At 35.5% G+C, this 12216-nt stretch carries 14 protein-coding genes; 7 read left to right on the plus strand and 7 right to left on the minus strand.

Annotation, left to right across the window (positions count from 1 at the left end; all coding sequences use genetic code 11):
• Positions 1 to 50: 50 nt before the first annotated feature.
• The 6 genes from HNP77_RS11410 to HNP77_RS11435 form a co-directional block, all read right to left on the minus strand.
• The gene (locus HNP77_RS11410; protein WP_221266586.1) at positions 51 to 623 is read right to left on the minus strand and encodes a hypothetical protein; all 573 of its coding nucleotides are present in this window, start codon (positions 621 to 623) and stop codon (positions 51 to 53) included.
• A complete protein-coding gene (locus HNP77_RS11415) occupies positions 620 to 802 on the minus strand; it encodes a hypothetical protein (RefSeq protein WP_184653478.1) in 183 nt (60 codons plus the stop codon). Before HNP77_RS11415 ends, HNP77_RS11410 begins: the two co-directional genes overlap by 4 nt.
• 78 nt (positions 803 to 880) lie before the next feature.
• Positions 881 to 1099, minus strand: coding sequence for a hypothetical protein (locus HNP77_RS11420; RefSeq protein ID WP_184653480.1), 219 nt, complete (start codon positions 1097 to 1099; stop codon positions 881 to 883).
• The gene (locus HNP77_RS11425) at positions 1092 to 1583 is read right to left on the minus strand and encodes a DUF3990 domain-containing protein (protein ID WP_184653482.1); all 492 of its coding nucleotides are present in this window, start codon (positions 1581 to 1583) and stop codon (positions 1092 to 1094) included. The genes HNP77_RS11420 and HNP77_RS11425 overlap by 8 nt, the downstream gene beginning before the upstream one ends.
• Positions 1583 to 1807 carry a DUF3791 domain-containing protein gene (locus HNP77_RS11430; protein ID WP_184653485.1) on the minus strand — a complete coding sequence of 75 codons (225 nt, stop codon included), beginning with the start codon at positions 1805 to 1807 and terminating at the stop codon, positions 1583 to 1585. The genes HNP77_RS11425 and HNP77_RS11430 overlap by 1 nt, the downstream gene beginning before the upstream one ends.
• Positions 1808 to 1869: 62 nt before the next feature.
• The gene (locus HNP77_RS11435; protein ID WP_184653487.1) at positions 1870 to 2511 is read right to left on the minus strand and encodes a master DNA invertase Mpi family serine-type recombinase; all 642 of its coding nucleotides are present in this window, start codon (positions 2509 to 2511) and stop codon (positions 1870 to 1872) included.
• Positions 2512 to 2706: 195 nt separating this feature from the next.
• Here HNP77_RS11435 and HNP77_RS11440 point away from each other — a divergent pair, with 195 nt between their 5' ends.
• The 4 genes from HNP77_RS11440 to HNP77_RS11455 are packed head-to-tail and all read left to right on the plus strand — an operon-like array spanning position 2707 to position 8710.
• A complete protein-coding gene (locus HNP77_RS11440; protein ID WP_184653603.1) occupies positions 2707 to 4023 on the plus strand; it encodes a DNA (cytosine-5-)-methyltransferase in 1317 nt (438 codons plus the stop codon).
• Positions 4023 to 5609: an ATP-binding protein gene (locus tag HNP77_RS11445; RefSeq protein WP_184653489.1), complete on the plus strand. Its 1587-nt coding sequence runs from the start codon at positions 4023 to 4025 to the stop codon at positions 5607 to 5609. The genes HNP77_RS11440 and HNP77_RS11445 overlap by 1 nt, the downstream gene beginning before the upstream one ends.
• A gap of 4 nt (positions 5610 to 5613) precedes the next feature.
• Entirely contained in the window at positions 5614 to 7758 is a 2145-nt protein-coding gene (locus HNP77_RS11450; RefSeq protein ID WP_184653491.1) for a Z1 domain-containing protein, read from the plus strand.
• 1 nt (position 7759) lies between these two features.
• Positions 7760 to 8710, plus strand: coding sequence for a PD-(D/E)XK motif protein (locus HNP77_RS11455; RefSeq protein WP_184653493.1), 951 nt, complete (start codon positions 7760 to 7762; stop codon positions 8708 to 8710).
• A gap of 237 nt (positions 8711 to 8947) precedes the next feature.
• On the opposite strand, the gene HNP77_RS11460 is transcribed toward HNP77_RS11455, so the two are convergent.
• Positions 8948 to 9226, minus strand: coding sequence for an aldo-keto reductase family protein (locus tag HNP77_RS11460; RefSeq protein WP_184653495.1), 279 nt, complete (start codon positions 9224 to 9226; stop codon positions 8948 to 8950).
• Positions 9227 to 9415: 189 nt separating this feature from the next.
• Between HNP77_RS11460 and HNP77_RS11465 the strand changes: the two genes are divergently transcribed.
• The 3 genes from HNP77_RS11465 to HNP77_RS11475 all read left to right on the plus strand — a co-directional run bounded on the left by HNP77_RS11465 (position 9416) and on the right by HNP77_RS11475 (position 12215).
• A complete protein-coding gene (locus tag HNP77_RS11465) occupies positions 9416 to 9601 on the plus strand; it encodes a hypothetical protein (protein ID WP_184653610.1) in 186 nt (61 codons plus the stop codon).
• A gap of 519 nt (positions 9602 to 10120) precedes the next feature.
• The gene (locus HNP77_RS11470) at positions 10121 to 11035 is read left to right on the plus strand and encodes a class I SAM-dependent methyltransferase (RefSeq protein ID WP_184653497.1); all 915 of its coding nucleotides are present in this window, start codon (positions 10121 to 10123) and stop codon (positions 11033 to 11035) included.
• Positions 11036 to 11051: 16 nt separating this feature from the next.
• Positions 11052 to 12215: a trans-sulfuration enzyme family protein gene (locus HNP77_RS11475; RefSeq protein WP_184653499.1), complete on the plus strand. Its 1164-nt coding sequence runs from the start codon at positions 11052 to 11054 to the stop codon at positions 12213 to 12215.
• Position 12216: the final 1 nt, after the last annotated feature.

A 12216-nucleotide genomic window follows, 5' to 3' on the forward strand; every position in this document is an offset into this window, starting at 1 on the left:
TCATAATTCTCATCATAATATAGTTGTGATGTCAAAGAATGGCACTTTATTTATAAAATTTGATACATGAAGATGCATCCAGCATCGTATTTTGGTTTTACATGTGAATGGACATATTTTTCCTTTTCCTTAGAAAGGCGGGAAAAGCCCATTTCCTCATAGTGGCCAATAAGTTTATCTTCGGGAAGAGCATAAATATACAATGCTTTTGCACCCAAGAAGGTCTGTATAAAACGAGTTAAGGGAAGAATAAATTCTCTGAAAGTTGTTTTTCCGATTTCAGAAATTTCAGGATGCTGTCTGCGGTATAATGAATTTACCGCAAAGTTTGATAACTCAATGGAAGGTATTGTGTAGAAAGAGTTTTCTGTCAGTTCAAGCGTAAACAAGCCTGACTTCAATGTAAAGTATGAAGCAATTTCGTGCGTTTCATTATCTTTTACGAGATATGTTCTAGCAATGTTATCATCTTCTTCTGGGGCAGCCAAAAGTTTCAGATATTCTTCCAGCCCCTTACCTGACGCTTGTGATACTGAAAAATTACTGACTGCCTGAATATTATCCTCGGAATCAAATAGATGCTGATAATAAAAAGTTTCTGTTTTTATCGGAAAATAATTCATTTTTGATTTTTCTCTTGCAGCCTTGCTTTGCGTTCGTCTGCTCTTTTCTTTTCGTAGGCAGCAACATCTTTATCAAGTTGCGTAAAATCAGGGCGAGGTGTTGTCAATATTTCTTCAAGAATTCTTTTACCTGGTGAATCAGGGAAATCTCGCCATGAAACAGGTTTTCCATAAGTCATAATGCACCTCCTTCCTAATTTATAATAGCATATTTTTGGATTTCTGTCTTTATCTCCGGCTATGGGTTACGTTTGCGTTTACTGCAAATTCCCTGTCTTAATTTCAGTTTTGAGGTAGTCGTACACATAAAGCGGGCTTTGAAAATAAAGTCCTGTCTTTGGATCACAGAGCTTCTGGTAGAGTTCTGAGTTGTACACGGCTCTCAAGGCTTGCTCCACGGTAAAAGAAAAATCCCTTACAAGATATGTGGCTAGGTCGCGCGTGGTACATTCAATCTGATACTCAACATCATTCATGACAGAGTCCTTTGTTTACAAGCGTTTGAACCGCTTTTTGGGTGCCGAAAAAATATTGAAAAGTAACGCCCCTCATGTATTTCAATCTTTCAAGGAAGGTGTCAAAAGTAATGTCACCTTCAACAAAGCGGCGGATTTGTGCGCCAACTCTGTCATTTGCTATGGGACCGATTACGATGTCGTAGTCGTGGAAAAAATCCTGATTCTCCTGATTGCGGTTTTTGAAGACAAAATCTGCCCATTCTTTTGAGTATTCAGAAAACGACAGAACTTTCAGATTGTCGTTTTTTAAGAGATTTTCATCGAACTCAAATTTTGTAACATAAGGCTCTGTTCCAAAAAGGCCAGATTTGTAAGTTGCCATTTCATAAGCCTGTTCATAATTATTAGAAAGATAAAAACCTCGGCCAAAATCTTTATTAGGCTTGGAAAGAGCCAGATCAATTTCTTTTATTTCTACAGTTGAACCATGATACAAAACCATCAGAGATTTCCTCCGTGATTTTTGCAATAGAGCGCAAGATCATCGACAATCTCTGAAAAAGAAAGCGTGTGTGCAATGTTATAATGCTGATTTACAAAATCTATGGCGTTAAAGCGGTCAAGGTAGTTGAATGCCTGTGTGGTAGAAAGAGAATATTTTTTGGCAAAGTCGCTTACGAGAGCAACGGTATATTCAATTTTGTCTTTTGGATTTGCTTCCTGCATTATAAGACCTCGTATTCTATTATAATATACTCTTCATTTTTCTTCCATAATATGATCTGTTTTTATCCGGCAATCATCTTCTGCACTTTGTGCAGGTTGCCCTGTGAGTCAAGGGATTTTTTACTGATAAAAAGCTTTACAGTTTTCCGGTGCGTTCCGTAGAGTTTCGCCATCTGATTTACGCTTGTTCCGGCAAGAATCATCACGCTCACCGCAAGTTCCGCCCCATCAAGCTTGCTTTTTATGCTTGTAGATCCAAGAGGCCGACCGAGTTTTACCCCTTCGTTTTTTCTGAGCGCTAGGGCTTCTTTTGTGCGCTGGCTTATGAGGTTACGCTCGATTTCTGCGCTGAGGCCGAATGCAAAGGCCAGGACCTTGCTCTGAATGTCGTCGCCCAGACGGTAGTTGTCCTTGATTGTCCAGACCCGCGCCCCTTTTTCCATCAGGATATTCAGCACTGACATAATCATAAAAAGACTTCGCCCCAGCCGTGAAAGTTCCGAGCAGATTATAAGATCGTCCTTTTTTATGCCCTCAAGCAGTTTCCCAAGTTCCCGCTTTTTCGGCTCAACAGTCCCGCTGATTGTCTCTTCAATCCAAGAATCAACAGCAATTCCCTGTTTTTTGCAGAACTCTAGAATCTCAAACCGCTGGTTTTCCACAGTCTGCCTGTTTGTGCTCACACGAATATATCCGTACGTCATAGTTTAAAAATAATCAAAAATAGCACAAAGAGCAAAGAATAAAACGGCATTTTAAACGTCGGTTTAAAGGATACAAGCAGGGAGGAGGAAGTCTCCCCCTGCGCCTCATCTAAAGAATCGGCTACCCCTTCTACGGAGGACTCCCCCGCAACACCTCAAAAGTTTCATTCAGTACGGAAAACATCTTTTACATTCATAGACTTATTTGCAGGACTCGGAGGTTTTCATCTTGCCATGAAAAAACTTGGTGGTCAGTGTGTTTTTGCAAGCGAATTAAAGGAAGATTTGAGAATTCTTTACAAAGAAAACTATGGTATTGACTGCTTTGGGGATATAAACAAAGTCGATATTGATAAAGATATTCCAAAAAAGTTTGATATGCTTTGTGCAGGCTTTCCTTGTCAGCCATTTTCTAAAGCTGGAAAACAACAGGGCTTCAAGGATGAAAAGGATAGGGGCAATCTCTTTTGGAAAATTATGGATATATTAAGGAAAAAAACACCTGAATATATCTTACTTGAAAATGTTCAAAATCTTCAGACCCATGACAATGGAAATACTTGGGAAGTTATACGGACAAATCTGGAAACATTGTATGATGTCAAATGCGATATTATTTCTCCGCACAATTTTGGCATTCCACAGCATCGTAAGCGCATTTATATAGTTGGTCGTTTAAATGCAAAGGGTGGATTAAAAGATTTCAATTTTCCACCTCATGAAGAAAAAATCGCATGTAATATAAAAACTATAATTGATGAAAGCGATAGCGAGTATCTGTCATTGCGTGATCAGACGCGAATGCATTTAAAGGCTTGGAAAGACTTTCTTGATTTGCTTACCCAAAAGAAAATAGCAATTCCTTCTTTTCCAATTTGGGCTATGGAATGGGGGGCTGATTATGAATATGAAAAAACTCCGCCTTGTCGCCAGAAAAGAAAAACTCTTGAAGAAAGACGCGGAAAATTTGGTGTTGTCCTGCAAGGTAATTCTGCTGATGATATGCGTTTGCAACTTCCCATATATGCCCAAACTGTTATGAAGCCTAATGAAGAATTTCCTGTTTGGAAAAAGAACTTTATAAAATGGAACAGGGAATTTTATACGGCACACAAAGATATATTAGATACATGGCTTCCAAAGATTCAAAAACCAGGCTTTGAAAACAGTCACCAAAAGTTTGAGTGGAACTGTGGAATTGATAAAAATGCAAAACCAATTCTTGATGACAAAATAATACAGTTTAGGCCTTCTGGAATTCGTGTAAAACTTCCAACATACTCACCAGCACTTGTTCTTACAACAACTCAAATTCCTATTTTCCCTTGGATAATAACACCAGATGGAAAGCAAGGACGATATATGACAAAAAAAGAAGCCGCAAAATTACAAGGCATGGAAGAACTTAAAAATGTACCGAATACAATTTCCGAGGCGTTCAAGGCTTTCGGAAATGCAGTGAATGTTGAGGTCGTAAGACGAATTGCAGAAAATCTTTTGGAGATAAAATAATGGCAAAAAAAATAAATATCCGCCCAACTACTGGAGTTTATGCTACATACAAAAATATTCGCTATGAGCCTTGGACTGCAATTGCGGAATTTGTAGATAATGCAACTCAGAGTTATTATGACCATGTAGAAGAACTTGAAAGAACAAAAGACTGGAAAAATTTAAGAATTGAAATCCAATATAAAAAGGATTCCTATGGTAATTATGAACTGACAATATGTGACAATGCTTTTGGAATGAATTTTAAGGACTTTCAAAGAGCCATCATATTGGATAGTAAACCTCAAATTGCAACTCGTTCTGAATTTGGAATGGGATTGAAAACTTCTGCTTGCTGGTTTGGTAATAATTGGAGTGTTGAAACAGTAGAATTAAATTCAGGTAAAAAGTTTTTTGCACAAGTCGATGTGGAATCATTAAGCAAAACAAAGGATGAAGAAATTGAATTTACCGAAACAGAATGTGATTTACATGAACATGGAACGACAATACATATATGGAATTTAAACAGAAGTCTTGCAGGTCGTCAAATTCAGAAAACAAAAGACCAACTGAGAGGTATATATAGGCGAGATCTGCAATCTGAGAAAATAAAGATTTCATATAATGATGAGTATTTAACATATGAAACTCCGGAAATTTATAAGGAAGCATTACCTGGTGGAAATTTTAAAGAATGGAAAGAACCTTTAGATTTTGACATTTTTGATGAGCGAAAACAAAAATATCATGTAACAGGGTTTATGGCACTTCTCGAAACTGGAAGCACTTATGGAGCTGGCTTTACACTCTTACGACGAGGCCGGGTAATTATTGGTGGATATGAAAATTGTTATCGCCCAAAAGATGTTTTTAGTAGTTCAAATACCTATGTATATCAAAGACTTTTCGGAGAGTTAAATCTTGATAATTTTCCAGTTACACAAACGAAAGATTCATTTGATTGGTATAATAATGGGCTTGAAGAAAGTCTCATAAATAAACTTGTTGAAGTTACAAAAGATTATAAAAGAAAAGCAAGTGAATATAATAATACAAACAAAAAAAATCAGGGAAATCCAGTAAACATTGGAATTGACAATAAGACCCTTAGCGATTTTTCGAATGCAGGGGTAATCCAAAATGTCAATGTAAATCCTGTAGAAAATGATTCTTCACAAGCAGAAGAAAGAACCCAAATTAGTTTTGCCTCTGAATCGAAAGATAATTCTCTTTTCCCAGATATAGAAGAAATTCCTATTATCGGAAATGAAAACACAAAAATTTCTTTTGATATATCAGGACGAAAATATATCCTTAATTATTCAATAAAAAAAGATGATTCTGAAAGTAAGTGGCTTGTTGTATCTCCACAAAAAGATAATAAAGATGCACTTGAGTTTGATGTAGACTGGAATATCGCACATCCATTTTTTAAGCATTATTTTGAAAATCAAGAAATATTTGATTCGATGAAAAAATTTGTTTTTGCATTAGTCCTTTCTGAAATTGAAGCAACTTATACATCTTCAAATGACAAGAAAATTGAACCATGGGATATTCGTGAAAAAATGAATGAAACTCTAAAAGCAGTGATTAGGAGCTGAAATTATGGGAGCAAACATAATTGAAATGAAATATGTAAATAAAAATCCTAACTCTTGGAATATTGAACTAGATGGATTTTATTCAGAACATATAAAGAAGTTCTTGTCGTTGAGTGGAATCCCTGACGATGGTATTTCAACTATTTATTCTAATGCTGCAAAAACTCTAAGTTACTGTCCTAATCCCAAAAATACTTCTATACAGCAAGAAACCGGTATTGTAATTGGTAAAGTTCAGAGCGGTAAAACCTCTAATTTTATTTCGTTGATTTCATTAGCTTTTGATAATGGTTATGATATTGCAATTGTTCTTGGTGGTACAAAAAAGCCGTTGTTAAAACAAAATTCTGATAGAATAAAAGAATATTTTCACGATGTAAAAGATAATGTTTTTGTTCTTAACTCAAACGAAAATGCTGACCATTTGAATGAAGAAAATATAAGAGGTTTCCTTCGCAGAGAAAAGAAAGTCATTATAGTTGGATTAAAAAGCGTAAAACAGATAAACACTATAATGCAGATTTTTACGAACAACACATTGAATGAAAGACCTGTTTTGATAATTGATGATGAAGGGGATGAATATTCATTAAATACAAAAGTAAAGCAAAAAAAAGAAAGTTCGACTTATTCGGCAATTTTGAATTTCAAAAATACACTACAAAGGCACTGTTATGTTTCTGTGACTGCAACACCGCAAGCAAATCTGTTGATTAGCAAAATCGATGAGCTTTCACCAGATTTTGGTGTTCTTGTACCACCAGGAAACGGATATTGTGGACTTGATGTTTTTCATTCTGATGATAAATATACAATTATAATTCCAGAAAATGAGGAACCTTTGATTGAGGTCGGTATCCCCGCATCGCTCAAAAAATCTTTGGCAATGTTTTTTGTTGCATGTGCCATACAAAGCCACAGAACACATAGAAAAGACAAACTTTCAATGCTAATCCATATAAGTCAATTCAAGAAAGACCATGAATTGGAATATAAGAAAGTTCAAGAATTGATTAAAGAATGGGTTTTAAAAACAAGTGATAAGAAAGATGTTTCATACACATCTGTTTGTGAAATTATGAAAGAGGCTCATTCTGAATATGCAAAAGGAAATGTCAGAGATTTTCCGACCTTTGAGGAAATTGAGGATGAAATAATTTTTGCCATAAATAACAGTCATGTGCACAAAATTAATGGTGATAATACCTTGAATGGTGAGGATGATTTTTACGAATATAACATTTATGTTGGTGGTACTATGTTAGGTCGTGGACTGACAATAAAAGGTCTATGTGTAACTTACATAACAAGAACGGCTAAAAATGCCTCTAATGTAGATACTGTCCAACAACGTGCCCGATGGTTTGGCTATAAAACGAAATATCTTGATTTATGTAGAATATTTGCAGTTTCAAAAATATTAAATGAGTTTATGGAAATTAGAGATCACGAAGAAGATTTATGGCAAACAATTGAAATGACTAATTCACAAGGTATTGAGTTTAAAAATATGCCTAGAATTTTTTCGTTAAGTGATTCATTAAAACCGACGAGAAGTTCTGTCGCAGAAGTTGAATCTTACACCTTTTACAGTTGGAATAAGCAGAGAATTTTCCAAGATGATGAAGATTATGCTAGAAGCAATAAAAATATTCTTAATCAGTTTAGGGAAAATAATAAATCGAGATTACAAACTATTTTACAACACTCTGGAGCTCCATTTATAATTCTTAGAGATGCTGACTATTTTTCTGTCTATTCGGAATTATTGGAAAAATTTATGTTCCCAGAGACATCTAAGCTAAATAAAGGGATACTAGCAAAACTTTATCAACTATTAAAAGATAAAAATCTTTCTCCAAATATTGATGTCATTTGGATGCGAGATGGAAAAACTTCAAGACACCCAGTAAACAAAGAAACAAAGATAATTTCAAATTATTTTGTTGGTAGGAACCCTAAAGATTTGTCAAAGCCAGCAAATTATGAAGGTGACGACACGCATTTTAATCGTTCAAATACAATGCAATTGCAAATTCACATGATTGAAGACAAAGAAACTGGATTTGTAAGTCCTACACTTGCGATTTATTTACCTAATGAGATTATCTCAAAATTGACGGGTCTTGTTGTTCAGAAGGAAGCTTAAAATGGAACTAGTAGATTTTTTTAAGGAAAACTTCGAGTCACTCTCAAATGTAACTGACTATAAAATAAAAGAATTTTTCAAGAACTTTTATGTCGGAATTGATAAAGACAGAGCTGTTGTAATTGTTATAAAATCAAATATTCAAAGTGGACGACCTTACAACATAAAAACTAAAGCCTTATCACTGGAATGTAATGCAAAAGTAACTTTTAGTTCTGGCACACAAGAAAATGTGCATATATTAAAGTGCTTATTACATAATAAAAAGGATAAAGAAATTTTTTTAGAGGTTGCAAAACTTTTCATTAGTGATAATTATTCAGATAACTATATTATTGAAACTTTTAATACTCTTCAGAATTTCTTTTCTAATGAAAAAGAATTATCAGATAACGAACTTACTGGATTTTACGCAGAACTATATACTATATATAAATTTCACGATTCATTAAAAATCGAACAATTTTGGCAAAGTCATGATAGAATGAAATTTGATTTTTCCTTTTCTGAAAAACTCAAGCTAGAAATAAAGGCAACTACAAAAGAAAACCGTATACATCATTTTTTACATGAACAGATAAATTCAACTTATTATGATATTTATGTTTTATCTTATCTGTTTCGGTATGATGACAAAGGTTTGTCACTATATGATTTGATAAAAAATTGTAAATCAATATTATCAAATTACAAAGAACTTTCGATGAGACTGAAATATATAGAAAAAAATACTAATATTGAACGATTAAAGGAACTTAAATATAATCAAATTTATACAGATGAACATATGCATATTTTTAGCGCAAAAGACATTCCTAAATTTGCAGAGCAAACTCCTTCTGGAGTGTCTAAAGCAGAATATGATTCTTCATTGGAAAATATAGATTTTGTAGATGTTGATAGTTTTATTAGAGAAGTTAAAAATTCTCTTTTAGAAGAAAAGAACGTCTAACAAAAGATTAAACTGTTCGGAAATTCCGAACAACTCAAACTGTTACAAGACAAAGCGTTAGGGATTGTAGGGACGACCGCCAAGGGCGGGCGTCCCGAAGGAATGGAGCCGAAAGGCGGAACCCCGGACCCGCGTAAGCGGGGGAACGCCCAGAGTCAACTTTTAGTAATTCGCATTTCTTCTGTCCTTTTTTATTGCAGCCATCCGCCTCATCTCGTCATCGGTCAAAGAAAAATCCTAGACGCTTGCATCTTCGATGATGTGCTTTTCGTTGGAACTTACCGGGATTGCAATATTACCTGCCTGCAGGTTCCAGCGGTTAATGATTTGAGCAGAAGATTTTTCAGGGGCCTTTGCGATTGCGCTGATTGTTGGGTCGTTGAAAAGTTCCTGAGTAAAGCCGCGACCACCGAGTGGGAACCAGCTGTCCATAACAGTGCCGTACTTTGCAATGTGGGCTTTTATTTTTCCACCCTGATGATAGGGGTGGGGTTCATTCTGCAAAAGGGCAGGCATAATGCTTTTGGCTTTTACAAGACGGTCAAAATCATCAGGCTCGTAGTAGTTTGAAAGACCGATTTAACGAAGGGTTAGAGGAAAAAAATCAAGCAACGGACAGTTCAACAACCGCTCATGCTGAATAATACCTCTTGGTTAAATAATACATGACGATAAATTTGTAGTATTGTAGTATACTTTTTTCAGATGGCAAGAAAAATGTACGCAACTACAGGAATAATTCAGGGAAATACAGTTTTAACAGATTATTATACTCTTGAAAATTACAATGGAAAAATTATTACTGTTTTGGATGACGAAAAGCAGTTTTTTCCTGTTTCAGACTCTCTAATTAATCAAAATATTGAAGCGTACAAGGCACTTGCAAAGTGATTTAATTGAATTTGGACTTAATATTGCTTCTGGAAAACTGGATAAAGATGAAAAAAAAATTGGCTTAATTCTTATATAATCTCTGGAAAGTAGGATGGCTTCATACAAAACTTGAGCATCACTTTTTTGCTCTGTCATAAAATCCAAAAGTCTACTGGCGCCTTAATGGAAGTTCGAAGGCGTTTGAATTTGATTCAGAAAAACGAAGTTCCCTGCGTCCTGACACAATTATGATTACAAACCGCGGAAAATCAAACCTTAAACTTGCATAATTTTTTTTATCAAAGTGTTGACATAAATATCATAATAAGTTATATTCCCTATAGGATTTATAGGGAATTAAAGAGCATGATTTATTTTTCTTATCTTTTACTCAATGCAGTTTTCTCATGTTGTTGTCCGTGTTGTTTAAGGCGGCGGAAGATTCATTAGACGTTTTTTTTAGAAAATGCATGTATTCCGCCGGTTCATTGTGAGCCGGTTTTTTTATTTTTAAATATCTGGAGGTGATAAGAATTTATGGTAGAACATCAGGAAAGTATAACTGCAAAACTCTGTTCGTTTGCCAGGGCTTTTCATTCTAACTTCAGCAGAGAAAAAATTTTTGATGATTACCTTTCTTTTGATTTGATGGGAAAGAGCCAGTATGAAGAAATAGGGCAGCTGATTGAGAATAACTTTGATGTTTCTAAAAAAGATGAAAGGAAGTGGTTCTGCCACAAAAACATCAGGCAGTCTTTGTACAAGTATATTCTTCCGATTCCTTTATCTAGAATTTGTTTTGCAGAAAATGAATTAAAAAAATTCGCACAGCAGAATTCAGGACAAAAAATTCAGTATGTAATCTGTGGTGCCGGAATGGATAGTTTTGCTTTCAGAAATGAAAATGAATCTATCAGGATTTTTGAAATAGATCATCCGGATTCACAGCGGTATAAACTTGAGCGGATAAAAAAACTGGAATGGAATATTCCTGCAAACCTTAAGTTTATCCCGATGGATTTTTCTAAAGATTCCCTTGAAGAAAAATTACTGGAAGGGGGCTTTGATGTTAATGCTCCGGTGTTTACTGCAATTCTGGGGGTGTCTTATTATCTTACGCTTCCGGTTTTTGAGGAAACTTTGAAGATAATTTCCGGGATGACGGTTAGTAAGAGCAGGATTATTTTTGATTTTCCTGATGAGACAACTTTTAATTCTGAAGGAATAAAATTTTCAAGAGTGGGGGAACTTGCACGTATCACTGAAAAACTCGGAGAACCGATGCTTCATGGTTTTTCTTTTGGAGAAATAAAAGCTTCACTTGAACGTCATGGTTTGAGAATTGTAAAGCATGAGACACCGACTGTAATTCAAGAGAAATATTTTTCGGATCGCAGTGATGGTTTAAAAGCATATGAAAATGTTCACTTTATAGTGGCAGAAAAAATATAGCAGGAGGATTTTTATTATGAGTGGAAAAAACTACAGAAACATTGAATCGGCTTTGATTCATGGTGGTATTTATGGAGATGCGACGACAGGCGCTGTTAATGTTCCGATTTATCAGACCTCTACTTATGAACAGCAGGGCATTGGTCAGAACAAAGGATGGGAATATTCCAGAACAGGAAATCCTACTCGTGCAGCTCTTGAGGCTTTGATTGCAGAGCTTGAGGGGGGAACTAACGGTTTTGCATTCGGTTCAGGAATGGCAGCACTTACGGCAGTAATTTCTCTTTTTAAGACCGGAGACCGTATTATAATTTCAAGCAATGTTTACGGCGGAACATTCAGGGTTCTGGATAAAATTTTCAAGAACTTCGGAATAACTTATTCAATAGAAGATACGACTACTCTTGAAGCACTTGATAAGAAAATTTCATCTGATGTAAAGGCAATTCTTGTTGAGACTCCTGCAAATCCTCTTTTAACAATTACTGATTTAAAGGGAATAGCAGATATTGCAAAGCGTCATGGAATTTTATCCATAGTAGATAATACTTTTATGACTCCTTATCTTCAGCGTCCGATTGAAAGCGGCATCGACATTGTTGTTCACAGTGCAACGAAATATCTTGGTGGTCACAGTGATGTTGTTGCAGGTCTTGCAGTTGTTCATGATAAAGAACTTGCTGACCGTCTTGCATTTATTCAGAATGCAACGGGGGGTGTTCTGGGACCTTTCGATTCATTCCTTCTGATTCGTGGAATTAAAACTCTTGGAGTTCGTCTTGACCGTCATACAGAGAATGCCTTGAAGATTGCTCGCTGGCTGGAAAAAAATGACGCTGTAAAAAAGGTCTACTATCCTGGTCTTGAAACTGCACAGGGTTATGAAATCAATAAGCGTCAGGCAAAAAATGGCGGTGCAATGATTTCTTTTGAACTTAAAGAAAACTATGACTATAAAAAATTCTTTTCTTCCCTTGGCCTGATTGCTCTTGCAGAAAGTCTTGGCGGTGTAGAAAGTCTTGCTTGTCATCCAGCAAGTATGACTCATGCTTCAATCCCGAGAGAGATTCGTGAAAAAGTCGGTATAACTGACGGACTTATCCGCCTTTCTGTAGGAATTGAAAATGCAGACGATCTTATTCAGGATCTTCAGCAGGCAATAAATTCTTCGGAGGAATAAA

This window comes from Treponema rectale (assembly GCF_014202035.1).
Taxonomy (GTDB): domain Bacteria; phylum Spirochaetota; class Spirochaetia; order Treponematales; family Treponemataceae; genus Treponema_D; species Treponema_D rectale.

Excerpts from the sequence above, each read along its gene's own strand:
- HNP77_RS11410 (WP_221266586.1), bottom strand. The coding sequence starts at position 623 with ATGAATTATTTTCCGATAAAAACAGAAACTTTTTATTATCAGCATCTA.
- HNP77_RS11415 (WP_184653478.1), bottom strand. The coding sequence starts at position 802 with ATGACTTATGGAAAACCTGTTTCATGGCGAGATTTCCCTGATTCACCA.
- HNP77_RS11420 (WP_184653480.1), bottom strand. The coding sequence starts at position 1,099 with ATGAATGATGTTGAGTATCAGATTGAATGTACCACGCGCGACCTAGCC.
- HNP77_RS11425 (WP_184653482.1), bottom strand. The coding sequence starts at position 1,583 with ATGGTTTTGTATCATGGTTCAACTGTAGAAATAAAAGAAATTGATCTG.
- HNP77_RS11430 (WP_184653485.1), bottom strand. The coding sequence starts at position 1,807 with ATGCAGGAAGCAAATCCAAAAGACAAAATTGAATATACCGTTGCTCTC.
- HNP77_RS11435 (WP_184653487.1), bottom strand. The coding sequence starts at position 2,511 with ATGACGTACGGATATATTCGTGTGAGCACAAACAGGCAGACTGTGGAA.
- HNP77_RS11445 (WP_184653489.1), top strand. The coding sequence starts at position 4,023 with ATGGCAAAAAAAATAAATATCCGCCCAACTACTGGAGTTTATGCTACA.
- HNP77_RS11450 (WP_184653491.1), top strand. The coding sequence starts at position 5,614 with ATGGGAGCAAACATAATTGAAATGAAATATGTAAATAAAAATCCTAAC.
- HNP77_RS11455 (WP_184653493.1), top strand. The coding sequence starts at position 7,760 with ATGGAACTAGTAGATTTTTTTAAGGAAAACTTCGAGTCACTCTCAAAT.
- HNP77_RS11460 (WP_184653495.1), bottom strand. The coding sequence starts at position 9,226 with ATGCCTGCCCTTTTGCAGAATGAACCCCACCCCTATCATCAGGGTGGA.
- HNP77_RS11465 (WP_184653610.1), top strand. The coding sequence starts at position 9,416 with ATGGCAAGAAAAATGTACGCAACTACAGGAATAATTCAGGGAAATACA.
- HNP77_RS11470 (WP_184653497.1), top strand. The coding sequence starts at position 10,121 with ATGGTAGAACATCAGGAAAGTATAACTGCAAAACTCTGTTCGTTTGCC.
- HNP77_RS11475 (WP_184653499.1), top strand. The coding sequence starts at position 11,052 with ATGAGTGGAAAAAACTACAGAAACATTGAATCGGCTTTGATTCATGGT.